This window comes from Pseudooceanicola spongiae, from assembly GCF_014899185.1.
Taxonomy (GTDB): Bacteria; Pseudomonadota; Alphaproteobacteria; order Rhodobacterales; family Rhodobacteraceae; genus Pseudooceanicola; species Pseudooceanicola spongiae.
Map to the genome: position 1 here is coordinate 3,453,995 of NZ_CP045201.1, position 19,652 is coordinate 3,473,646.

Annotated in this window: 19 protein-coding genes; 11 read left to right on the top strand and 8 right to left on the bottom strand. The window is 65.0% G+C overall.

Translation table 11 applies throughout. The features are described 5' to 3' along the window. Positions 1-15 precede the first annotated feature (15 nt). From pnp to dapB, 6 genes are all read right to left on the bottom strand, one after another. Entirely contained in the window at positions 16-2,145 is a 2,130-nt protein-coding gene (gene pnp, locus F3W81_RS16245) for a polyribonucleotide nucleotidyltransferase (RefSeq protein ID WP_193080256.1), read from the bottom strand. Positions 2,146-2,558: 413 nt separating this feature from the next. After that, entirely contained in the window at positions 2,559-2,828 is a 270-nt protein-coding gene (gene rpsO, locus F3W81_RS16250) for a 30S ribosomal protein S15 (protein WP_193080258.1), read from the bottom strand. Between the two features lie 214 nt (positions 2,829-3,042). Continuing rightward, complete coding sequence (locus F3W81_RS16255; protein ID WP_407692486.1) at positions 3,043-3,555, bottom strand: DUF1643 domain-containing protein; 513 nt, start codon at positions 3,553-3,555, stop codon at positions 3,043-3,045. 11 nt (positions 3,556-3,566) lie between these two features. Next, positions 3,567-4,481, bottom strand: a complete 915-nt coding sequence (gene truB, locus F3W81_RS16260) for a tRNA pseudouridine(55) synthase TruB (RefSeq protein WP_193080262.1) — start codon at positions 4,479-4,481, stop codon at positions 3,567-3,569. Between the two features lie 128 nt (positions 4,482-4,609). After that, a complete protein-coding gene (locus F3W81_RS16265; protein ID WP_226941714.1) occupies positions 4,610-5,014 on the bottom strand; it encodes a dihydrodipicolinate reductase in 405 nt (134 codons plus the stop codon). Between the two features lie 216 nt (positions 5,015-5,230). Further along, positions 5,231-6,061 carry a 4-hydroxy-tetrahydrodipicolinate reductase gene (gene dapB / locus F3W81_RS16270; RefSeq protein WP_193080264.1) on the bottom strand — a complete coding sequence of 277 codons (831 nt, stop codon included), beginning with the start codon at positions 6,059-6,061 and terminating at the stop codon, positions 5,231-5,233. Between the two features lie 154 nt (positions 6,062-6,215). On the opposite strand from dapB, the gene rbfA reads away from it, so the two are divergent. Together rbfA and F3W81_RS16280 are read left to right on the top strand one after the other, a co-directional pair. After that, positions 6,216-6,638, top strand: coding sequence for a 30S ribosome-binding factor RbfA (gene rbfA / locus F3W81_RS16275; RefSeq protein WP_193080266.1), 423 nt, complete (start codon positions 6,216-6,218; stop codon positions 6,636-6,638). Positions 6,639-6,646: 8 nt separating this feature from the next. Beyond that, positions 6,647-7,405, top strand: coding sequence for a phosphodiester glycosidase family protein (locus tag F3W81_RS16280; protein ID WP_193083962.1), 759 nt, complete (start codon positions 6,647-6,649; stop codon positions 7,403-7,405). Between the two features lie 50 nt (positions 7,406-7,455). On the opposite strand, the gene F3W81_RS16285 is transcribed toward F3W81_RS16280, so the two are convergent. Next, entirely contained in the window at positions 7,456-7,668 is a 213-nt protein-coding gene (locus F3W81_RS16285) for a DUF1674 domain-containing protein (RefSeq protein ID WP_193080268.1), read from the bottom strand. A gap of 63 nt (positions 7,669-7,731) precedes the next feature. On the opposite strand from F3W81_RS16285, the gene F3W81_RS16290 reads away from it, so the two are divergent. The 7 genes from F3W81_RS16290 to F3W81_RS16320 all read left to right on the top strand — a co-directional run bounded on the left by F3W81_RS16290 (position 7,732) and on the right by F3W81_RS16320 (position 16,512). Next, positions 7,732-9,099, top strand: a complete 1,368-nt coding sequence (locus F3W81_RS16290; protein ID WP_193080270.1) for an RsmB/NOP family class I SAM-dependent RNA methyltransferase — start codon at positions 7,732-7,734, stop codon at positions 9,097-9,099. Between the two features lie 118 nt (positions 9,100-9,217). Beyond that, a complete protein-coding gene (locus tag F3W81_RS16295) occupies positions 9,218-10,963 on the top strand; it encodes a heparinase II/III family protein (protein ID WP_193080272.1) in 1,746 nt (581 codons plus the stop codon). Positions 10,964-10,988: 25 nt separating this feature from the next. Then, positions 10,989-12,587, top strand: a complete 1,599-nt coding sequence (gene purH, locus F3W81_RS16300) for a bifunctional phosphoribosylaminoimidazolecarboxamide formyltransferase/IMP cyclohydrolase (protein ID WP_193080274.1) — start codon at positions 10,989-10,991, stop codon at positions 12,585-12,587. Positions 12,588-12,595: 8 nt separating this feature from the next. Next, positions 12,596-13,066, top strand: coding sequence for a signal peptidase II (gene lspA, locus F3W81_RS16305; protein WP_193083963.1), 471 nt, complete (start codon positions 12,596-12,598; stop codon positions 13,064-13,066). Positions 13,067-13,119: 53 nt separating this feature from the next. Beyond that, positions 13,120-13,632 (top strand): DUF3035 domain-containing protein, encoded by a 513-nt coding sequence (locus tag F3W81_RS16310; RefSeq protein WP_193080276.1) that lies wholly within the window; start codon positions 13,120-13,122, stop codon positions 13,630-13,632. 223 nt (positions 13,633-13,855) lie between these two features. Beyond that, the gene (locus F3W81_RS16315) at positions 13,856-15,205 is read left to right on the top strand and encodes a M16 family metallopeptidase (protein ID WP_193080277.1); all 1,350 of its coding nucleotides are present in this window, start codon (positions 13,856-13,858) and stop codon (positions 15,203-15,205) included. After that, a complete protein-coding gene (locus F3W81_RS16320; protein ID WP_193080279.1) occupies positions 15,202-16,512 on the top strand; it encodes a M16 family metallopeptidase in 1,311 nt (436 codons plus the stop codon). Before F3W81_RS16315 ends, F3W81_RS16320 begins: the two co-directional genes overlap by 4 nt. Positions 16,513-16,572: 60 nt before the next feature. Here F3W81_RS16320 and F3W81_RS16325 read toward each other — a convergent pair whose 3' ends face one another. Then, a complete protein-coding gene (locus F3W81_RS16325) occupies positions 16,573-17,571 on the bottom strand; it encodes an asparaginase (RefSeq protein WP_193080280.1) in 999 nt (332 codons plus the stop codon). A 162-nt stretch (positions 17,572-17,733) separates the two neighbouring features. Between F3W81_RS16325 and F3W81_RS16330 the strand changes: the two genes are divergently transcribed. Together F3W81_RS16330 and rlmN are read left to right on the top strand one after the other, a co-directional pair. Next, a complete protein-coding gene (locus F3W81_RS16330; RefSeq protein ID WP_193080282.1) occupies positions 17,734-18,267 on the top strand; it encodes an invasion associated locus B family protein in 534 nt (177 codons plus the stop codon). A gap of 225 nt (positions 18,268-18,492) precedes the next feature. Beyond that, positions 18,493-19,635 (top strand): 23S rRNA (adenine(2503)-C(2))-methyltransferase RlmN, encoded by a 1,143-nt coding sequence (gene rlmN / locus F3W81_RS16335; protein WP_226941985.1) that lies wholly within the window; start codon positions 18,493-18,495, stop codon positions 19,633-19,635. Positions 19,636-19,652: the final 17 nt, after the last annotated feature.

Genomic DNA, 19,652 nt, shown 5'->3' on the forward strand with positions numbered 1-19,652 from the left:
GAGAAGTGTTGCCGATTACTCGGTAACTTCTTCCGCAGATTCTTCGCCGGTGGTCTGATCGACCATTTTCATCGACAGGCGCACCTTGCCGCGATCGTCAAAGCCAACCAGCTTGACCCAGACGTCCTGACCTTCTTTGAGGACATCGGACGGGTGGTTCAGGCGACGGTTCTCGATTTGCGAGACGTGCACGAGGCCGTCACGCTTGCCGAAGAAGTTCACGAAAACGCCGAAGTCGACGATCTTCACGACCTTGCCTTTGTAGATCTTGCCTTCTTCCGGCTCGGCCACGATCGAATAGATCATGTCGTAGGCCTTCTGGATGGCTTCACCGTTGGCGGAGGCGATCTTGATCACGCCATCGTCGTTGATGTCGACCTTGGCACCCGACAGCTCGACGATTTCGCGGATGACCTTGCCGCCGGACCCGATGACTTCACGGATCTTGTCGGTCGGGATCTGCATGGTTTCGATCCGCGGTGCGTGCACCGAGAATTCGCCCACGCCGGACAGCGCCTTGTTCATCTCGCCCAGGATATGCAGACGGCCGGCTTTGGCTTGCGCCAGGGCTTTCTGCATGATCGCGGGGGTGATGCCCTGCACTTTGATGTCCATCTGCAGCGACGTGATACCGTCTTCGGTACCGGCCACTTTGAAGTCCATGTCGCCGAGGTGATCTTCGTCGCCCAGGATGTCGGTCAGGATGGCGTAGGAGCCGTCGTCTTCCATGACCAGACCCATGGCCACACCGGCAACCGGTGCTTTCAGGGGAACGCCTGCATCCATCATCGACAGCGAACCGCCGCAGACCGACGCCATCGAGGAGGAGCCGTTGGATTCAGTGATCTCTGACACGATGCGGATCGTGTAGGGGAAATCGGTCGAGGCGGGCAGAACGGCCTGAAGGGCGCGCCATGCCAGTTTGCCGTGGCCGATTTCACGACGACCGGGCGAACCCACGCGGCCAACTTCGCCAACCGAATACGGCGGGAAGTTGTAGTGCAGCATGAAGTTGGATTTGAAGTTGCCGTGCAGCGCGTCGATGAACTGCTCGTCATCGCCGGTGCCCAGAGTGGTCACGACGAGGCCCTGGGTTTCCCCACGGGTGAACAGAGCCGAACCGTGCGTGCGCGGCAGGATGCCGGTTTCGGCAACGATATCGCGGACCTGATCGGTGGCGCGGCCATCGATACGGCGGCCGTGCTTGACGACATCCCCGCGCAGAACGCCGGATTCCAGCTTCTTCAGAGCGGAGGGCAGGTTGCCATCCGCCAGCTGCTCTTCCGAGAGCGTCGCCTTGATCGCGTCCTTGGCAGCGGCAACAGCGGTTGTGCGCTCCTGCTTGTCGAGGATCGCATAGGCCGAGCGCATCTTGTCTTCGCCAGCGGCTTTCACGGCGTTGTAGAGCGCCGAGTAATCCGGGGGGGTGAAGTCGAAGGGCTCTTTCGCGCAGTCTTCGGCCAGGTCGATGATCATGTCGATCACGGGCTGGATCTGTTCATGCGCGAAGGTCACGGCGCCGAGCATCTCTTCTTCGCTCAGCTCGTAGGCTTCGGATTCGACCATCATGACGGCGTCTTTGGTGCCGGCGACAACCAGATCGAGACGCTGCTCGGGGTTGTTGCGCAGGCCCTGCATGTCGTCGACACTCGGGTTCAGCTTGTATTCGCCGTTGGAGAAACCAACGCGGCAGCCAGCGATCGGGCCCATGAAGGGGGCGCCAGAGATCGTCAGCGCGGCCGAGGCAGCGATCATGGCAACGACGTCGGGGTCATTTTCCAGGTCGTGGCTCAGGACGGTGCACATCACCAGGACTTCGTTCTTGAAGCCGGGGACGAACAGGGGGCGGATCGGACGGTCGATCAGACGCGCAGTCAGCGTCTCTTTCTCGGTGGGACGGGCTTCGCGTTTGAAGAAGCCGCCCGGCACTTTACCGGCCGCATAATATTTCTCTTGGTAGTGCACAGTGAGGGGGAAGAAATCCTGGCCCTCTTTCTGTTTCTTGGCGAAAGTCACGTTGGCCATGACCGACGTTTCGCCCAGGGTGGCGATGACCGAGCCATCCGCCTGACGAGCAACCTTGCCCGTTTCCAGTGTCAGCGTCTCGTCGCCCCACTGAATTGATTTCGTCGTAACGTTGAACATCAGCGTATCCTAACTGGAAGCACTCCCGGGCCCTCCCGGGTCTTCCGTTTTGCATGGCGGCCCCATTGCCGCCGACCCCAATCATCCTTCGCTTCACGGCGCGGGGGTCTTCGCACCACGTCTCAGATGTTGCGCGCATACACGGGATTGCAGCTTTTGGGAACCAAAATTCTCGTGCCCCACAGTCCTCAGCGCCTTATTTCTTATGGCCCGAAGCCGGATCGGGCGCCCGCGCGGCAGGGACGCCCCACAGGCCCTCAGGCGTGTGGCGCGGTTTCGCAGCACTCGCTCAGGGGTGTCCGGGGTGCGCCGCCCCCGCCCGCAAACGAAAACGCCCGCCTCCTGAGAGACGGGCGTCGGGTCGTTCAGCCCGCACGGGATCCCCGAAGGTACCCCGGCGCGGCCCTGTCCGCTTAGCGGCGCAGGCCCAAGCGTTGGATGAGGTCGGTATAGCGCGCCTCGTCCTTGCCTTTCAGGTAATCCAGCAGTTTGCGGCGCAGAGCGACCATTTTCAGAAGGCCACGGCGACCGTGGTTATCTTTCTTGTGGATCTTGAAGTGCTCTGTCAGCGTGGCAATGCGCGACGACAGGATGGCAACCTGGACTTCGGGCGAACCGGTGTCGCCTTCCTTGGTTGCGTATTCCTTCATCAGGCGGTTCTTGTCTTCGACGGTGATCGACATCGGGATCTCCTTGATTAAGGGTGGGGGCTCAAGCCGGGATGTCGTCCAGCAGGGTCCATGGAGGCATCACCCGACCCCCGGCAGAAACCGGACCTCGGGCGATTGCGCGCAGATAAAGGATTCGCCCCCCGATAGGAAGCCTTTTCTGCGCCGCGCCCCAGCCTGCAAGCGCGCCCTGCATGTTTCCCTGTCGGAAATATCCCCGCCGGAGGCATCACCGCCAGTCCAGCAGCGCCTGCGCATAAGCGACGTAAAGCGGATGCCGCGGGTGCCCGTCTTTCGTCAGCCCGAGGTGGCGCAACGCCACTCCGCTGCCGCGCAGCATCCCGGCCACCTCCGCGCCGCGCCCCAGATGCGCGCCGTGCACACCCCAACCACACAGGATCACGCCGCTCTCGCCCACCCACGCCGCGCCTTCCAGCAGAGCGGCGTCATTGGCCGGCCCCACCGGGGCCGTGGCGCGTTTCAGCAGGGCGGGCGAGGTCTCGCGCCAGCCGAACAGGTTGCAGACCCGAAACCCGCCGAAGCCGAGCGCGCGGGCGCGCCGTTCGCAGCGCTCGACGGTGGGATCGTTCTGCGCCTCGGTGGCTTTCGACGGATTGAGCATCACGTAGAGGATACGCGGCCCCGCCGCCCATTGCCGCGTCAGCGCGTAGCGGTAGCCCTCGCAGGGCGAATAGAGCGCTGCGCTCAGGGTCTCACCTGCCTGCGCGCGGCGCTCGATCAGCCCGTCAGCTCTCATCCCTGCGTCAGATTGAAGACGCGGGTCGGGTGCAGCTCTCCGGCGCGATAGGTGCCGACGGCGACGGGGGTGCCCTCGAAGCTCGCCCAGCATTCATCGCCGAACTCGACGGAGGAGGTCAGCACCATGCCGGGATTGCCGTGGCGCAGACGGGCCGCGCCCTCGGCTGTGGCGCGAACCTCGGGCAGATCGGTCAGGCCCAGCTGCAGCGGCAGCAGATGCGCGTCCAGTTCGGGCGTGCGGGCATTGGCCTCGATATGGGCAAAGGTCACACTGTCGTCGACATCGAAGGGCCCGGACCAGGTGCGGCGCAATTCGCGCACATGGCCATAACAGCCGAGCGCTTCGCCGAGGTCACGGGCGATGGCGCGCACGTAACCGCCCTTGCCGCAGACCATCTCAAGCGTGACGTGATCTGCGTCGGGGCGCTCAAGGAAAACGAGGCTGTCGACGAACAGGGGACGGGCCGCAATCTCCATCTCCTCGCCCTCGCGGGCCAGCTTATAGGCGCGCTGGCCGTCGATCTTGACGGCCGAGAACTGCGGCGGCACCTGCATGATGTCGCCGATGAAGGGCGCCAGCGCGGCCTCGATTTCAGCGTCCGTCGGGCGCAGGTCGCTGGTGGCGGTGATCTCGCCTTCGGTGTCGTCGGTGTTGGTGGCCTGGCCGAGGCGCACGGTAAAGACATAGGCCTTCAGCGCGTCGGTGATATAGGGCACGGTCTTTGTCGCCTCGCCCAGAGCCACGGCGAGAACGCCGGTTGCTTCGGGGTCGAGGGTGCCGGCGTGCCCGGCCTTGTTGGCGTCAAAGGCCCAGCGGACCTTGTTGACGACGGCGTTGGAAGTGATCCCGGCGGGTTTGTCGATCACCAGCCAGCCGGAGATATCGCGACCTTTGCGTTTGCGTGCCATGTCGCCCGTCCTTGTGCCTGCTGCGAATGCTGTCGAAGGCCGGTCAGGTAAAGGGCGCGGCGCAGGACGTCAAGATTTCTGAGCGTCTGCGCGGCGGAGGGGAGGGAAGAGCCGCGCTCTGCCGCGCTTCAGCGGATGCGCAGGTCAGCCGTGTCGCCCTTGCCCTGATCCGCGGTGAAGCGCAGCGTGTTGGCCATCAGGCCGACGGTCTGGCAGTTCAGTTTGAACTCGGTCGAGCCCCAGGACATGGAGCGGCAGAAATAGCCGTCCTTCCAGGTCCAGGCGCCGGTGACGCTGCGGCCAAAGGCGTTGCCGCGGATCGAGCCGTTGGGCCGCACCTGCAGTGTGACGCCAAGGTTCTTGAGATCGGACTTCCCGACAAGAGAAAGAAACTCCGCCTGCGTCTTGATCCGCTGGAAGCCATCGGCGCGGGCGTCGCCAAACGACATGCCTGCGCTGAACACCAGCAGGAAGCCCAGCAACAGGGCGGCGGAAAATTTGCGTGTCAGGACTCTCATTTCGAAGATACGCATGAAGTGGGTCATTGGTTCATTCTGTCTGGCTGATTTTCAATCCGCTTGCCGGACCGCACCCATGAGGGGCGCGGGCGACAGGGGGAGCGGGGGGCCACCTTTCCCATAGAGATAGGCCGAATTCACGCAAGTCGCGCCATATTCAGCATTCAGACATCAACGTATCGTTAACAGCAGGTGACGTAAAGGCAGCGGCCCGTGAATGGCTCCTGCCGCTCAGTCGTTCAGGCCCAGCACGTCGAGCATGTTGTAGGCCCCCGGTGCCTTGTCCTGCCCCCAGATCGCGGCCTTGAGCGCGCCCGTGGCAAAGACGCTGCGATCCTCGGCGACGTGGCGCAGGATCAGCCGTTCGCTCTGCGAGGCAAACATCACGTCATGCTCACCGATGATCGCCCCGGCGCGGATCGCGGAAAAGCCGATATGCCCGGATCCGCGCGCGCCGGTGATGCCGTCACGGCCCCGGTCGGCGACGTCCTCAAGGGTGACGCCGCGGCCTTCGGCGGCGGCCTCGCCCAGCATCAGCGCGGTGCCGGAGGGGGCGTCGACCTTGCGGTTGTGGTGGTATTCGATGACTTCGATGTCGAAATCGGCGTCCAGCGCGGCGGCGACCTTTTTCGTCAGCAGGGTCAGCAGGTTGACGCCAAGGCTCATGTTGCCGGCGCGCACGATCACGGCGTGATGGGCGGCGCGGTTGATCGCGGCGATATCGTCAGCGCTGAGGCCGGTGGTGCCGATGACATGCACGGCGCGGGCCTGCGCGGCGAGGCCGGCAAATTCGACGGTGGCGGAGGGCGCGGTGAAGTCGATCACGGCCTGCGCCTTGGCGAAGGCTTCAAGCGGGTCGTCGGTGACGGTGACGCCGACGGCGCTGCCCCCCATCGCCTCGCCCACGTCGCGGCCGATCCAGTCGTGTCCGCTGCGGTCAAGGGCGCCGACAAGGCGCACGCGGTCGCTGGCCAGAACGGTGCGGATCAGCATCTGGCCCATGCGCCCCGATGCCCCGGTGATGACGATTCCGGGTGTGGTGGTGTTGGCCTCAGCGCTCATGTCCTGCGTCCCTGTCTGTACTGGTGTCTGTGCTGTGCAATTGCGGCCTTCCTACCCTGTGGCCCTGCGGGCGGTAAAGCCATTCACGTCTATGCGGGCGGGGGTCAATATGAGTTGACTTGGCAAACGCCGCGCAAGGCTCTAGATGCAGGCCATGAGCAAGAACAGTTTTCAAGATGGCTCCGGCCATTCACAGCGGCAGCTTCGCATCGGCGAGACTGTGCGCCGGGCGTTGTCCGAGGTGCTGCAGCGTGGCGATATCCACGAGCCGGACCTGAACCGCCTGTCGATCACGGTCGGCGAGGTGCGCATCAGCAACGACCTCAAGATCGCGACGGCCTATGTCATGCCGCTGGGCGGGGGCAACGTCGACGAGGCGATTGCCCTGCTGGCCAAGAACAAGGGCGAGATGCGGCGCATCATCGGCAAGAAGCTGAACCTGAAGTTCACGCCGGATCTGCGGTTTCGCCCCGATGACACCTTTGATCGGCTGGATGAGTCGCGCCGCCTGTTCTCGGATGAGACGGTGCGCCGTGATGTCGCAGCCGGTGACGAGGCTTCGGAGGGGGACGAGTAGCGCCCGTGCTGCTGCGTGTCCTGCCTCTCGCCCTTGCGGCCATTCTGGCGCTGCTGGCGCCGCCCGCCGCGCGGGCGCTTGAGTGCAGCAATCAGAGCTACGCCGGAAATCGCTATACCCTGTGTTCCGTCGCGCCTGAGCGTGACGAGCTGCGGCTGTTTCTCTATGACCCAGGCGGCAAGCCTTATGGTGATTTCGACGCGGTGAACGCGCGGCTTGCGGGCGAGGGCAAGCAACTGTCCTTTGCCATGAACGCCGGCATGTATCACGAGGATCGTGCACCGGTCGGCCACTACGTCGAGGACGGCACCGAGCTGATGCGCGTCGTGCCGAACGAGGGGCCGGGCAATTTCGGGCTGCTGCCGAACGGGGTGCTCTGCCTGAGCGCGCACCGTGCCCGCGTCTACGAGACGCTAAGGTTCGAGAAAGAGCATCCGAAGTGCCGCTATGCCACGCAATCCGGCCCGATGCTGGTGATTGACGGCGAATTGCACCCACGTTTCCTGCCCGACGGCACCTCGCGCTATATCCGCAACGGGGTGGGCACCAGCGCCGACGGCAAGCGCGCGGTCTTCGTCATCTCGCGCAATGCCGTCAGCTTTCACGAATTCGCCAGCTATTTCCGCGACGGGCTGAAGCTGCCGCAGGCGCTGTTTCTGGATGGCAATATTTCGCGCCTGTACGCGCCCTCGCTGGGGCGCAACGACTGGGGCCGTCAGATGGGCCCGATTGTCGGTGTGGTCGAGGACAAGCTCGCCGCTGAGTAGGGCGGGGCAGGCGGGCGCTGAGGCGCCCTGACCTGATTTCAGACGTCTTTTCAGAAGTCGATGGCGAGGCCCTTGCTCTCCCAATCGCCATAGCGCACCGGCTCGGGGCCGTTGCGGCCACCGTATTCCTTGGCGCGGGCTTTTTCCTCGGCGTCCATTGCGGCGCGACGCTCGGCGGCTTCGGCCAATGCGCGCTGGGCGGCAGGGGGCAGGTCGGTTTTCGGCTCTGCAATCTCGGCCTGTGGTGTCTGGTCCTGTGACATGGATGTTCCTTTCGGCTGAAGCCATGTTATACGCGCGCCCTGATCCGTCGCAAGGAGGCTGCCATGCCCTCTCATCGCTCGACCCCGCCGCGCAAGGGCAATCCACGCGGCAACCGCCCGAATTCCGACGCGGCCGCCGCGCCCCGGCGCGAAACGCCACAACGCATCCCCTCGGCGCGCGAAGCCGCCGTGCGGATGCTGAACGAGGTGCTGGGAGACGAGCCGCGCCTGCTGTCGGACCTGCGCGAGGCCCCCTGGCTGTCGCGCCTTGACCCGCCCGAACGTGCCCGCGCCCTGCGGCTGGCGACAGAGACCCTGCGCTGGCTGGAGCGCTGCGACCGGATGCTGGCGAAACCGCTGCAAAAACAACCGCCTCTGCCGGTTCTGAACATCCTGCGCCTCGGCACATATGAGCTGGGCACGGGGGGGGCTGCGCATGGCGTGGTCAACGATCTGGTGCAGATGACCAACAATCTGCCGCAGCTGGGCCACCTGAAGGGGCTGGTCAACGCCGTGCTGCGCAAGATCTCGGACGCCGGGGAAGAGCAGTGGAACAAGCTGCGCAATCCGCGTCTGCCGGACTGGCTGCGCGGCCCGCTGGTCGAGGCTTACGGCGCTGAGCGTCTGCTGGCTTTCGAGGCCGCTCATGCCGCCGGTGCCGCGCTGGACCTGACGCCGCGTGACCCTGCGAGCGCGCCCGAGTGGGCGGAAAAGCTGAACGGGACGCTGTTGCCGACGGGGTCGATTCGCCTTGAGGCGGGTGTGCAGGTTTCGGCTCTGCCGGGCTATGACGAGGGCGCGTGGTGGGTGCAGGATGCCGCCGCCGCGCTGCCTGCGGTGCTGCTGAACGCCCGGCCGGGCGAGCGGGTGATCGACCTTTGCGCCGCGCCGGGGGGCAAGACGCTGCAACTGGCAGCGACGGGGGCCACGGTCACCGCGCTGGATATTTCGGCGCACCGGCTGAAGCGGCTGGAGCAGAACCTGACCCGCACCGGCCTTGCCGCCGAAGTGCTGGCGGGCGACGCGCTGGAGGTCGAGGGCGCATATGACGCGGTTCTGCTGGATGCGCCCTGTTCGGCCACCGGCACCATTCGTCGCCACCCCGATCTGCCGGTCGCCCGCGATGGCGACGAGATCGGAGAGCTGATCGGCCTGCAGGAGGCGATGCTGGAACATGCGCTTGGCCTGCTGGCCCCGGGCGGGCGGCTGGTGTTCTGCACCTGCTCGCTGATCCCGGACGAGGGCGAATGCCATATCGAGGAGGCGCTGCTGCGCCACCCCGGCCTCAGCGTTGATCGCAGTGCGCTGGATCATCCCGGCATCGACCCCGCCTGGATCACCGAAGAGGGCGGCCTGCGCCTGACGCCTGATAACTGGGCAGAGCTTGGCGGGATGGACGGCTTCTATATGGCTGTGCTGCGCAAAGACTGATCTGGTGCTGCCTCTGCGGCCCGTGTTCCGATTGTCGCATGACAGGGGCAGGGCCGCAGGCTAGGCTGTTGCAGGACGCCGCCAGAGCGTCCGTGGTTGAGCGACAGAGGCCAAGCAGATGGCAGTATCCAACGCCCATGCAACCCGCGCGGAACGGGTCCTGAACCGGCTGCATGCCTGGCGGGCGGTGCGTGCGAAACCCGCCACGGCCTTCACCTCGCAACCCGAGCCGCGCACGGTGGGCAGTTTTGCCCGTGGCCGACAGCTGATGGCGGGGAATTTCCTGTTCGCGGGCAGTCTGGTTGAGGCGGCAGGCACCTCGATCTGGGATATCGAGGCGCCCGATTACAGCTTTCTTGAGGAACTGCACGGTTTCGGCTGGCTGGATGATCTGGCCGCTGTGCCTGACCCTGCCACGCGGGAGCGCGCGCAGGCATGGACCTGGGACTGGATCGCGCGGTTTGGCCGTGGGCGTGGCCCCGGCTGGGTGCCCGACCTTGCGGGGCGGCGGCTGATCCGCTGGATCAACCACGCGCTGTTCTTGCTGCGCAATCAGCCCTCGGAGGCCTCAAAAGTCTATTTCCTCAGCCTCGGGCAGCAGACGATCTTCCTCGCGCGGCGCTGGCAGGCGGCGCGCCCCGGTCTGCCCCGGTTCGAGGCGCTGACCGGGCTGATCTACGCTGGCCTCGCCCTGCGCGGGATGGAGGGGCACGTCGGCGCGGCGCAAAAGGCGCTGGAGCGTGAGGCCGCTGATCAGATTGATGCGCAGGGCGGGCTGCCGACGCGCAATCCCGAGGAATTGCTGGAGGTTTTCACGCTGCTGAGCTGGGCCGCCGCTGCGCTGGAGGAGGCCGAGATTGCCGTGGGGCGCGAACATCTGGCGGCGATCCAGCGCATTGCCCCGACGCTGCGCACCCTGCGCCATGCCGATGGCAGCCTCGCGCGGTTTCATGGTGGTGGGCGCGGACCGGAGGGGCGGCTGGATCAGGCGCTCGCGGCCAGCGGGATCAGCCATGCCCGACCAGAGGGGCTGTCGATGGGCTATGCGCGGCTGTCGGCGGGGCGCACCAGCGTCATCGTCGATGCCAGCGCGCCGCCGAAGGGACGCGCCAGCCTGAACGCCCATGCCTCGACCCTCGCGTTCGAGCTGACCTCGGGGCGGCGGGCGCTGGTGGTCAACTGCGGCTCGGGCGAGAGTTTCGGGGCCGAGTGGCGCAGCGCCGGGCGTGCCACGCCCAGCCATTCGACGCTGGTGCTGGATGCCACCTCCTCGGCGAAACTGGCGACGCGGCGCGCGCCTGAGCTGGAGGACGGCCCGAAGCAGGTGCCGATGGAGATGAGCCATACGCCCGAGGGCGTGCAGTTCGAGGGCGGGCATGACGGCTATCTGCGCGCGACGGGCCTGACCCATGCGCGGCGGCTGGAGCTGTCGTTCGACGGGCGCGACCTGAGCGGGCAGGACATGCTGCTGTGTCTGGAGGAGGCGGACCGCAAGCGCTTTGACAAGCTGATGGACGCGCGTGGGCTGCAGGGCGTGCCGTTCGCCATGCGCTTTCACCTGCATCCGGAGGTCGAGGCGCAGCTGGACATGGGCGGGTCCGCCGTGTCGCTGATCCTGAAAAGCGGCGAGATCTGGGTGTTTCGCCACGACGGGGCGCAGGAATTGACGCTGGAGACGTCGGTTTTTCTGGAAAAGGACCGAATCACACCGCGTGCGAGCAAACAGATAGTTCTCTCTGGCCGCGCTTTGGAGTATGCGACCCGCATTCGCTGGTCTTTCGCCAAGGCTCAGGATACTCCCGTCAGCGTGCGGGATCTGAACCGGGAAGGCGAAGACCCGGCGTTGCTGAGCCACCTGACCTGACCAAGCTGCTGGATTTGATGTACCGATGACCGACACAAACGCACTCCACCCCGTGCGCCGCGCGCTTATTTCCGTTTCCGACAAGTCCGGGCTGATTGACCTGGCCAAGGCGCTGACTGGGCGCGGGATCGAACTGCTCTCGACCGGGGGCAGCGCGAAGATGCTGCGCGAGGCCGGGCTTGAAGTGCGCGACGTCGCCGAGATCACCGGCTTTCCCGAGATGATGGATGGCCGCGTCAAGACGCTGCACCCTGCCGTGCACGGTGGCCTGCTGGCGCTGCGCGACGATGCCGCTCACGTTGAGGCGATGAACACCCACAATATCGGGGCGATCGACCTGCTGATCGTCAACCTCTACCCGTTTGAGGAAACCGTCGCCAAGGGCGGCGATTATGACGACTGCATCGAGAATATCGACATCGGCGGCCCGGCGATGATCCGCGCCGGTGCCAAGAACCACAAGTTCGTCAACGTCGTGGTCGACACCGCAGACTACCAGCCGCTGCTGGACGAGCTTGAGGCGAACGATGGTGCGACCTCCTACGCCTTCCGTCAGAAACTGGCGCTGACTGCCTATGCGCGCACCGGTGCCTATGACGCGGCGGTTTCGGCATGGATGACCGGCGCTCTGGCCGAGGTCGCTCCGCGTCGCCGCGCCTTTGCCGGCACGCTGGCCCAGACGCTGCGCTATGGCGAGAACCCGCACCAGACGGCGGCCTTTTATACCGACGGCTCGAACCGCCCCGGTCTGGCCAATGCCGTGCAGGTGCAGGGCAAAGAGCTGAGCTATAACAACATCAACGACACCGATGCCGCGTTTGAGCTGGTCTCGGAGTTCCTGCCCGCGAACGGCCCGGCCTGCGCGATCATCAAGCACGCCAACCCTTGCGGCGTGGCGCGCGGCCAGACCCTGCGCGAAGCCTATATGCGCGCCTTTGACTGCGACCGCACCAGCGCCTTCGGCGGCATCATCGCCCTGAACGAAACGCTCGACGAAGAGACCGCCGCCGAAATCAGCGAGATCTTCACCGAAGTCATCATCGCGCCCGGTGCTTCGGATGCGGCGAAGGCTTTGCTGGCCAGCAAGAAGAACCTGCGCCTGCTGCTGACGCCCGGTCTGGCCGATCCGACGACCGCTGGCCTGATGTTCAAGCAGGTGTCGGGTGGGTTCCTCGTGCAGGACCGCGACAACGGCCATATCGACATGGACGATCTGCGGGTGGTGACGAAACGCCAGCCCTCGGAAAAGGAAATGGCCGATATGCTGTTTGCCTGGAAGGTCGCCAAGCACGTCAAGTCCAACGCCATCGTCTACGTCAAGGACGGCGCGACTGTTGGCGTCGGCGCAGGCCAGATGAGCCGTGTCGACAGCTGCCGCATTGCCGCGCAGAAAAGCCGCGACATGGCCGAGGCGATGGGCCTGGCCGAGCCGCTGACCATTGGTTCGGTCGTGGCGTCGGATGCGTTCTTTCCCTTCGCCGATGGTCTGCTGACTGCGGCTGAGGCGGGCGCGACGGCGGTGATCCAGCCCGGTGGCTCGATGCGCGATCAGGCGGTGATCGATGCGGCGGACGAGGCGGGTCTGGCGATGGTTCTGACCGGCATGCGTCACTTCCGGCACTGAGGATCATGATGCGCACTGTCTTCTGGGCCGGTTTCTGGGTGTTTCTGCTCGATCAGCTGACGAAATATCTGGTCGTGCATGTGATGAACCTGGCGCTGGTGCAGGAGGTCGTGGTGATCCCCGGCCTGCTGCATTTCCGCATGGCCTGGAATTACGGCATCAACTTCGGTCTCTTCGCCAGCGACGGGGCCGATGCGACGCGCTGGATTCTGATCGGGGTCGCGGCGCTGATCAGTGGCGGTGTGCTGTTCTGGGTGCAGCGTGAAAGCCCGCGCTGGATCGGCCGCGTTGCCGCAGGTCTGGTGATCGGCGGGGCGCTTGGCAATGTGGTGGACCGGTTCCTTTACGGGGCCGTGGCCGATTTCGTTAACGTCAGCTGCTGCGGGTTCAACAACCCCTATGCGTTCAACGTCGCCGATGTGGCGATCTTTCTGGGCGCTGCCATGCTGGTCTTTCTGCCTGCGGATAAAGAGGCGTGACCTCGGTCGCGCGATGCGATAATCCTGCGCCAGATACAAAGGGGGTTGCCGGTATGATGGCACGGGGTCTGATCCTGACGACAGTATGCGTTCTGCTTGCAGGCTGCAGCGACGGAACGACTCTGCGCGGTATGCGCAATACCAGCGCCGGGCCGGAAGAATTCAACGTCGCACCAACGCGCGAGCTGGAAACGCCGGACAACCTTGCCGCGCTGCCTGTGCCGACGCCGGGCGGGGCGAATCTGGTCGACCAGACGCCGAAAGCTGATGCCGTTGCGGCCCTTGGGGGCAACCCGGCAGCGCTGAACGGCACGGCGGTGGCTGCGGCCGATGGTGCGCTCGTGTCCTACGCGGGGCGCGCCGGCATCGACGCCAGGATCCGCCCGACGCTGGCCGCCGAAGATCAGGCGTTCCGCGAGCGTGAGGCGCGGTTCTCGCGGCTGCGGCTGTTCGGCTCTGACCGCTACTACATGGCCTACCAGAAGCAGACTCTGGATGCGCAGGCCACGGCGCGCAAGTTCCGCCGTGCCGGTGTACCGACGCCAAGCGCGCCTCCGGGCAGATGACCCGCTGAGGCGGTGAGACAGGCAATGATCCGCGCAGGGGGCCCGCCAGCCCGCTGCGCGTTTTTCGTTGTTTCCCCTGTCGCGCGCGTTAACCGGGCGTTAGCCATGTTGGTGGCAGGCTCTGCCGGGCTCTCACAACGCAGTGAGAAGCCTGTCATGCGCTTGAAGCGGCGGGTCTGCGCCGTATGTTCGCCCTATGACCGATCAGTCGAGAGGAAAGCCGATGCTTCGAAGGTTTGCCGTCGGGGCATTGACCCTGACAGCCCTGACCACGCCCGCGATCGCCCAGCAGACAGTCTCTGACCTTGTCACCGACTTCACGCTGGATAATGGCATGCAGGTCGTCGTGATCGAGGATCACCGCGCCCCCGTCGTTGTCCAGATGGTCTGGTATCGCGCCGGCTCTGCCGATGAAAAGCCCGGTGTCTCGGGCATTGCGCACTTTCTGGAACACCTGATGTTCAAGGGCACAGACAGTTTCGGGCCGGGCAAGTTCTCGGCCACCGTGGCGGCCAATGGCGGCACGGACAACGCCTTCACCAATTACGATTTCACCGCCTATCACCAGCGCGTCGCGGCGGACCGCCTGCCGCTGATGATGGAGATGGAAGCTGACCGCATGACGCATCTCAACCTCGACGAGGACGCGATCAAGACGGAACGGCAGGTGATTCTGGAGGAGCGCAGCATGCGCACCGACTCCAATCCGCAGGCCCTGTTCGGCGAGCAGACGCGCGCGGCGCAATACCTCAACCATCACTACGGCATCCCGGTCATCGGCTGGCGTCATGAGATGGAGCAGCTGAATCTGCAGGAGGCGGAGGACTTCTACAAGATGTACTACGCCCCCAACAATGCCACGCTGGTCGTCGCTGGCGATGTCACCCCGGACGAGGTGCACAAGCTCGCCGATCAGTACTATGGCGTGATCCCCGCCAACCCCGACCTGCCCGACCGCGTCCGCCCGCAGGAACCCGAACAGCGGGCCGAGCGGCGGGTGATCTTCAAGGATGCACGGGTGGCGCAGCCCTATGTCAGCCGCACCTATCTTGCGCCCGAGCGTGACCACGACGATCAGAAACCGGCGGCGGCGCTGGTGATGCTGGCGCAGCTGCTGGGCGGGGGCCAGTCTGGCTATCTGACCGACAAGCTGGTGTTCGAGAAGAAGATCGCCACCTACACTTCGGCCTTCTACAACGACACCTCGCTGGACGACACGAACTTTGGTGTCTACGCGGTGCCCGCACCCGGTGTCTCGCTTGAAGATGCCGAGGCTGCGCTGGACGATGCCCTTGCCAGCTTCATCAAGGATGGAGTCGACCCGGCTGCGTTGGAGCGGATCAAGATGCAGGTCCGCGCAAGTCAGGTCTATGACCGGGATGACGTGGCGGGACTGGCGCAGATGTATGGCGCGGCGCTGAGCCAGGGTCTGACCGTCTCTGATATCCAGGCCTGGCCCGAGATCCTGCAGGAGGTGCAGCCCGATGACATCATCGCGGCGGCCAAGCAGGTGCTGAACAAGGATCACGCCGTCACCGGCTATCTGATGTCCGACAAGGAGGTGACCCAATGATCCGCTTCGTTCTGCCCGTCGTTCTGGCGCTGAGCGCGTTTCAGGCCCATGCCGAGATCAAGATCCAGCAGGTCACCAGCCCCGGCGGTATCTCGGCCTGGCTGGTCGAGGAGCACTCGATCCCCTTCACCGCGCTCGACATGCGTTTCGCCGGGGGCGCGGCGCTGGACGAGGCTGGCAAGCGCGGTGCGACCTATCTGATGTCGGGCCTGCTTGAGGAAGGCACGGGCGACATGGACGCCCGCGATTTCGCCAAGGCCGAGGATGCGCTGGCCGCCAGCTATGGCTATTCCGCCAACTCTGACAGCATGTCGATCTCGGCCCGCTTCCTGAGCGAAAACCGTGACGAGGCCGTCGACCTGCTGCGCCGCAGCATTGTCGAGCCGACCTTCTCTGAGGATGCCATCGCCCGCGTCAAGGATCAGGTGCTGTCGGGGATTCGCGCCGATGCCGAGGATCCCTCCAGCATCGCCTCCAGTAAATTCGATGCGCTGGCGTATGGAGATCACCCCTATGCCACGGCCATCGAGGGCACCGAGGACAGCGTTGCGGCCCTGACCCGCGACGATCTGATGACCGCCAAGAACAATGTGCTGGTCAAGGACCGCGTCAGCATTGCCGCCGTTGGGGACATCACCCCCGAACAGCTGGGGACGCTGCTTGATTCGCTGCTGGGCGCTCTGCCGACTGGCGGCGCGCCATTGCCCCAGACGGTAGACCTGTCGCTGACACCGGGCGTCACCATCGTGCCTTACGACACGCCGCAGGCTCAGGTGGTCTGGGGGCAGAAGGGCCTCGGGATGGAAGATCCCGATTTCTTCGCCGCCTATCTGCTGAACACGATCCTCGGCGGCGGGGGCTTTGAAAGCCGCCTGATGCATGAGGTGCGTGAAAAGCGTGGGCTGACCTATGGCGTCTATTCCTATCTCGCCGACCGTGATTTCGCCGATCTCTGGGGCGGGTCCGTCGCCTCGGCGAATGACCGCGTGGCCGAGTCGATCAGCGTCATTCGCGACGAATGGGCCCGCATCGCCAAGGACGGCGTCACGGAGGAGGAGCTGGACAGCGCCAAGAAATACCTGACCGGCGCCTATCCGCTGCGCTTTGACGGCAATGGCACCATCGCCAGCATCCTCGTCGGCATGCAGCACGACAACATGCCGATCGATTATCCCGCGACGCGCAACGACAAGGTCAACGCGGTCACGCTGGAGGAAATCAACCGTGTCGCGCGCGAACGCCTGCACCCCGACCAGCTGCGCTTTGTCGTCGTCGGCAAGCCGGTGGGTCTCGACCCTGTCAACTGATCCGCACCAAACGAAAAAAGGGGGGCCGCGTGCCCCCCTTTTGCTGTCCGAAGCCCTGTTTTACGCCGGAAAACCGGGCGCGGGCCGGATCACGCCGGTGTCCACGCCGCGCCGGTTCAGCATCGGCACGTTCATCCGTTTGCGCGCCGCCGGATGGTTCGGATCCAGCACGCCCAGATTCGCCAGAATCGCGGTGATGGCGCATTCGCTGGCACGCGTCCCGCCATCGAGAATTTTCAGCGCCACGCCCAGACCCAGCTCAGGGATGATGGCGACGAACACCGCTTCGGCCCCGGTCTTGATCGCGACGCGGCCATTCATGGCGCGCATCAGCTCGGTGCAGGCGCGGGTCTCGCCCGCCACCATCTCGGGGAAGGCGGCCATGGCGCGGGTCAGCCGCGCGGCGGCCTTTTCGCGCACCGAGCTGCCGTTATGCGCATTGGCAAAGAACGCCATGGCGCGCGCCAGACCGGTCACCGTGGTGGCAAAGTTCGGCGCCGAACAGCCGTCGATGCCATAGCCGGGGCTGTCCATGCCGGTGACGCTCTCAAACGCCTCGCGCACAGCCTTTTGCACCGGGTGATCCGGCTCGACATATTCCGAGCCGCCGCCGAGATGCCGGTTCAGCGTCAGAAAGCCCGAATGCTTGCCCGAGCAGTTGTTGTGATACTGGCATGGGCTCGAGTCGGTCTTGATCAGCGCATGCAGCGCCGGGATATCGTCGGGCATCTGCGGGCCACAGCGGAAATCCTCGTCCGTCATCCCCATATCGGCCAGCCAGCTTTGCACCGCGTCGGTATGGATCGCCGCGCCATTGTGCGAGGCGCAGGACAGTGCCAGTTGCTTTTCGCTGAGACCTGCGGCGTCGGCGGCCCCTGATTCCACCAGTGGCAGCGCCTGCAGCATCTTGCACGACGAGCGCGGCAGGATCAGCGCATCCGGGTCGCCCCAGGCGCGAATGACCGCTCCGTGCGTGTCAACGATGGCTGCGTGACCGTAGTGAACGGACTCGCAGAACGGCCCGCGCCAGACCTCAACCAGTTTCTCTGCGCCGGTCATGATAACTTCCCTTTGATTTGTGCGGTTTCTTGCCAATCAGCCTTTCGCATGTGGCAGATTCCGCGCTAATAATGCAATGTCGAGATCGCGAGACAGCCCCGAGAGATGGCGACTAGGCCACGGGGGCACGGCAGAGGCAAGGACGGCTTGGAGGCTGGACAGATGACATTTGGGAAGTTGGGTGCGGCAGTCGCCGTGATGGCGTTTGCGGCAGCCGGTGCCACGACAGGTGCCATGGCACAAACGGTCAGCGAAAATCAGGTCGCCGCCAAGACGGACTGGAGCGTTTTCGAAGAACCCGATCCCAAGGAATGCTGGGCGGTGTCTGAACCGAAGAAAACGGTCAATTCGAAAGACGGCAAACCGATCGAGGTGCGCCGCAGCGAAATCCAGTTGATGGCGTTCTTCCGCCCCGGCGCGGATCTCACGGGGCAGATCGCCTTTACCGGCGGCTATCCCTTCGCGGATGGCTCGACCGTCAACATGGCGATCGGCGACAACAAGTTTGAGCTCTACACCCAAGGCGAATGGGCCTGGCCGGGTCCGGGCGACGATGCCAAGATCCTGGCGGCCCTGCGCGGCGGCACCGATGCCGTGCTCAGCGCACGTTCGGGTCGTGGCACGCAGACCAAGGACACCTTCTCGCTGATGGGCTTCACCGCCGCAGTCGAGGATGCGGCCAAGCGCTGCAAATAAGCGGTCAGGCGCGGGTTTTAGCGTCAGCCGCAGACCAGATATGTAGGGCAGGGGGTGTGACAGTGTCACGCGCCCTGTTTTCATGTGGATAAGAATCCCCTATATGGGCAGACTTCCAGCAGGAGCCCGATCATGACCGCCACGACCGACAGCACCCCGACCAGCCAAGCGCCCGACCTCCAGACGACCCGCAGCACCCCTGCGGCGCCGATCACGCAGGATGTCATGACGATCCCGCGCAAGCTGCCCGAGGGACCGGTGAACCTTGTCGGCCTGACGCGCCCGGCCCTGCTCGAGGCGCTGATCGCCGCTGGCACGCCCGAAAAACAGGGCAAGATGCGGGTCAATCAGGTCTGGCAATGGCTCTATCACTGGGGCGTGCGCGACTTTGCGAAGATGACCAACCTGTCGAAGGACTACCGCGCCCTGCTGGCCGACAACTTCGTCATCGACCTGCCCGAGATCGTGTCCAAGCAGGTCTCCTCCGACGGCACCCGCAAGTACCTCGTGCGCATCGCCGGCGGTCACGAGGTCGAGGTGGTCTATATCCCCGAAACCGACCGCGGCACGCTGTGCATTTCCTCTCAGGTCGGCTGCACGCTGACCTGCTCGTTCTGCCATACGGGCACGCAGAAACTGGTGCGCAACCTGACGCCGGGCGAAATCGTCGGCCAGGTCATGCTGGCGCGCGACGACCTTGGTGAATGGCCCGTCCCCGGTGCGCCTCGGGACGAAACCCGCCTGCTCTCCAACGTCGTGTTGATGGGCATGGGCGAACCGCTTTACAACTTCGACAACGTGCGCGACGCGATGAAGATCGCGATGGACCCCGAGGGCATCTCGCTCTCGCGCCGCCGCATCACCCTCTCCACCTCCGGCGTCGTCCCCGAAATCGCCCGCGCGGCCGAGGAAATCGGCTGCCTCCTCGCGGTCTCCTTCCACGCTACCACGGACGAGGTCCGCGACAAGCTGGTGCCGATCAACAAGCGCTGGAACATCGAAACCCTGCTGAACACCCTGCGCGACTACCCGCGCCTGTCCAACTCCGAACGCATCACGTTTGAATATGTGATGCTGAAAGACGTCAACGACAGCGACGCCGACGCCCGCCGTCTGGTCAAGCTGATCAGCGGCATCCCCGCCAAGATCAACCTGATCCCCTTCAACGAATGGCCCGGCGCCCCCTACCAGCGCAGCGATCAGGACCGCATCAAGGCCTTCGCCGATGTCGTCTACAAAGCCGGCTACGCCAGCCCGATCCGCACCCCGCGCGGCGAAGACATCATGGCCGCCTGTGGCCAGCTGAAATCGGCGACAGAGCGCGCCCGCAAATCCCGCAAGGACATCGCGCAAGAGGCGGGGCTCTAAAGACCCCCGCCGCCACC

Bases quoted from the DNA above. Each gene is read 5' to 3' on its own strand.
- F3W81_RS16320 (WP_193080279.1), top strand. From the start codon at position 15,202: ATGATCCGCTTCGTTCTGCCCGTCGTTCTGGCGCTGAGCGCGTTTCAG.
- F3W81_RS16330 (WP_193080282.1), top strand. From the start codon at position 17,734: ATGACATTTGGGAAGTTGGGTGCGGCAGTCGCCGTGATGGCGTTTGCG.
- F3W81_RS16295 (WP_193080272.1), top strand. From the start codon at position 9,218: ATGGCAGTATCCAACGCCCATGCAACCCGCGCGGAACGGGTCCTGAAC.
- F3W81_RS16310 (WP_193080276.1), top strand. From the start codon at position 13,120: ATGATGGCACGGGGTCTGATCCTGACGACAGTATGCGTTCTGCTTGCA.
- rpsO (WP_193080258.1), bottom strand. From the start codon at position 2,828: ATGTCGATCACCGTCGAAGACAAGAACCGCCTGATGAAGGAATACGCA.
- F3W81_RS16315 (WP_193080277.1), top strand. From the start codon at position 13,856: ATGCTTCGAAGGTTTGCCGTCGGGGCATTGACCCTGACAGCCCTGACC.
- F3W81_RS16265 (WP_226941714.1), bottom strand. From the start codon at position 5,014: ATGCGTATCTTCGAAATGAGAGTCCTGACACGCAAATTTTCCGCCGCC.
- rbfA (WP_193080266.1), top strand. From the start codon at position 6,216: ATGAGCAAGAACAGTTTTCAAGATGGCTCCGGCCATTCACAGCGGCAG.
- F3W81_RS16290 (WP_193080270.1), top strand. From the start codon at position 7,732: ATGCCCTCTCATCGCTCGACCCCGCCGCGCAAGGGCAATCCACGCGGC.
- lspA (WP_193083963.1), top strand. From the start codon at position 12,596: ATGCGCACTGTCTTCTGGGCCGGTTTCTGGGTGTTTCTGCTCGATCAG.
- dapB (WP_193080264.1), bottom strand. From the start codon at position 6,061: ATGAGCGCTGAGGCCAACACCACCACACCCGGAATCGTCATCACCGGG.
- pnp (WP_193080256.1), bottom strand. From the start codon at position 2,145: ATGTTCAACGTTACGACGAAATCAATTCAGTGGGGCGACGAGACGCTG.
- purH (WP_193080274.1), top strand. From the start codon at position 10,989: ATGACCGACACAAACGCACTCCACCCCGTGCGCCGCGCGCTTATTTCC.
- truB (WP_193080262.1), bottom strand. From the start codon at position 4,481: ATGGCACGCAAACGCAAAGGTCGCGATATCTCCGGCTGGCTGGTGATC.
- rlmN (WP_226941985.1), top strand. From the start codon at position 18,493: ATGACGATCCCGCGCAAGCTGCCCGAGGGACCGGTGAACCTTGTCGGC.
- F3W81_RS16325 (WP_193080280.1), bottom strand. From the start codon at position 17,571: ATGACCGGCGCAGAGAAACTGGTTGAGGTCTGGCGCGGGCCGTTCTGC.
- F3W81_RS16285 (WP_193080268.1), bottom strand. From the start codon at position 7,668: ATGTCACAGGACCAGACACCACAGGCCGAGATTGCAGAGCCGAAAACC.